Here is a 2487-nt window from a genome sequence, read left to right on the forward strand (position 1 = left end):
GCCCGATGGACTGATGGCAGTCTACGACCTGGGACACCTGCCCTACAGCGAACAACTGCGCTGGCGTGCGCAGCGCTGCCCCCAACACGCCGCCGCCCCCGGTGCCGCCAACCTCGCCCCGGCCGAATGGCAGCCTTTCGACCCCCTCCTGCACACCGCCCACATCCGCACCCGCCTGCCCCACTTTCCAGCCTGCCAGGCCAAAGGCCGCTGACCATGCCCCACCACGCCCTGGAAATCGCACTCACCCGGCCCCTGAGCACGGCCGAACTCCGCCACGCCGCCCAAGCCTGGCCGCTCGCCGCCAACCACAACGCCACTCGCCTGATGGGCCTGGTGGGCGCCAGAACTCCCGAACGCGCTGCTCACCGTCTGCGCCGGCGCCTCACCTCCCGGCTGCCCATCGACGTGATCACCACCCACTACCCGGACACGCACGGACAGGTCCTGCTCAACCTCGCCTTCCCGCCCGGCGTCCACACCGCCCTCGCACGCGATGCCCGCCACGCAGGCCTCACCCCCGAGCGCTACGTACGCGAGGCCCTCCAGCGAGCCCTGACCGCTCACGCCGACCGGGAGACCGAACGCCTCGACCACGCTGTACGCCACCTGCTCGCCCACACCACCCCCGCGCACCTGCTGTCCGCCGTCGGGCACGCCCTCACCCGTCCCTTTGAAGGACCCACACCATGAACCCGACCGACGAACAGACGGCCGCAGCCGACGCCTTCCACGCCGGCAACCACCTTGCCCTTCAAGCCGGCGCCGGCACCGGCAAAACCACCACCCTCGCCCTGCTCGCCCGAACCACCCCACGCCGCGGCCGCTATCTCGCCTACAACCGCGCCATCGCCCAGGACGCACGCGGCCGCTTCCCGACCACCGTCCAGTGCAAGACCGCCCACGCCCTCGCTTACGCAGCCGTCGGCCACCGCTACACCCACCGCCTGAACGCACCCCGCCGCCCGGCCTGGCAGACCGGACAAGCCCTCGGTGTCACCAAAGCCATCCGCATCGGCGACCGCGAACTCTCTCAACGTGCCCTGTCCAACGCCCTCTTGCGCATCGTCACCCGCTACTGCCACACCGCAGACGACAAGATCACCCGCCACCACGTGCCGAAACTACGCGGACTGGAAGCCACAGACCTCCACCGCGAACTCGCAGCCCACCTCCTGCCCTTCGCCCGCAAAGCCTGGGACGATCTGCAAAACCCCGACGATGGCGCCGTCCGCTTCGACCACGACCACTACCTGAAAATGTGGGCCCTTACCCAGCCCAGAATCGACACTGACTTCCTGCTCCTGGACGAAGCCCAGGACACCAACCCCGTCGTCGAACAGATCTTCCTCAACCAGCGCAGCCACGCCCAACTGGTCATGGTCGGCGACTCCGCACAAGCCATCTACCACTGGCGCGGCGCCAAAGACGTCATGACCGGCTTCGATGGCACCCAGCTCACCCTGTCCAAGTCGTTCCGCTTCGGCCCTCAACTCGCGGAGGAAGCCAACCGCTGGCTGCACCTGGCTGACGCGCCCATCCGCCTGACCGGAGCCGAGACCGTGCCCACCGAACTCGGCTTCGTCACAGACCCCGACGCAGTACTGTGCCGCACCAACGTCGGCGCCATGACACAGGTCATGACCCTGCTGGCCGGCGGGCACCGCGTCGGGCTGGTCGGTGGTGGGGGCAGCCTGCACGCTCTGACCGAAGCCGCCCGTGACCTGAAAGAAGGCCACCGCACGAATCACCCCGAACTCGTGCTGTTCCCTACCTGGGGAGAACTGCAGGACTACGCCGCGCACGATCCGGCCGGACGCGACCTGCAGCCGTTCGTCGAGCTCGTCGACACCCACGGAACTGATGCCATTCTGTCAGCCGTAGCGCGACTCGCGCCCGAAGAGCATGCAAAGGTGAGCGTCTCCACTGTGCACAAGGCCAAAGGCCGCGAGTGGGGCAGCGTAAAGGTCGCCGACGACTTCGCTCCACACCAGAACACGAGCGCACCACCAGACCACCCAGCTCACCGCGCGCCCATCACGATCGATGACGCCGAAGCTCGCCTCGCCTACGTGGCAGTTACCCGCACCCGCCGACGGCTCGATCTCGGCGGACTTTCCCGGATCGACCGGTAGGCCGATCGGGGTCACAACGGAAGCTGAGGGCTGGCACCAAGTGCGCTCAGGGCTCACGGCGATTGAGCCGAGGAGGTTCCGACCGGGATGCACACTCCACGCACACGGGCGGCGCAACCACAGAGCCAGCCTCCCACGGCCTTCCGTCCCTGCGATGCGGCAGCTTCCAAGGCGACATAGCGGTCATCGACCGCGCGCTCACCGGCTCCGGTCACGCACGTGGGCTGACCCAGCTCCGCTACCGCGACGGCATCCTCGGACGGCAACTCCACACCGACATCGCGCCCATGAACGGCTGCCTCGTCGCCGTCCTCGTCACCGACTCCGCCCCCTGGCGCACCTTCACCCCACC

General features: G+C 68.5%; 2 protein-coding genes and 2 pseudogenes. All 4 read left to right on the forward strand.

Features of this window, described 5'->3' with window-relative positions; genetic code table 11:
• Positions 1-214, forward strand: a pseudogene (locus tag K4G64_RS38985) (hypothetical protein); the annotation flags it as partial.
• On the forward strand, positions 211-693 hold the full coding sequence (locus K4G64_RS38990; RefSeq protein ID WP_221760578.1) for a hypothetical protein: 483 nt from the start codon (positions 211-213) through the stop codon (positions 691-693). The pseudogene K4G64_RS38985 and the gene K4G64_RS38990, both read left to right, overlap by 4 nt.
• Positions 690-2135 (forward strand): UvrD-helicase domain-containing protein, encoded by a 1446-nt coding sequence (locus K4G64_RS38995; RefSeq protein ID WP_221760577.1) that lies wholly within the window; start codon positions 690-692, stop codon positions 2133-2135. The genes K4G64_RS38990 and K4G64_RS38995 overlap by 4 nt, the downstream gene beginning before the upstream one ends.
• 62 nt (positions 2136-2197) lie before the next feature.
• Positions 2198-2487 (forward strand): annotated as a pseudogene (locus K4G64_RS39000) (hypothetical protein); the annotation flags it as partial.

This window comes from Streptomyces sp. WAC04114, from assembly GCF_019733245.1.
In the GTDB taxonomy this organism is placed as follows: Bacteria; Actinomycetota; Actinomycetes; order Streptomycetales; family Streptomycetaceae; genus Streptomyces; species Streptomyces massasporeus_A.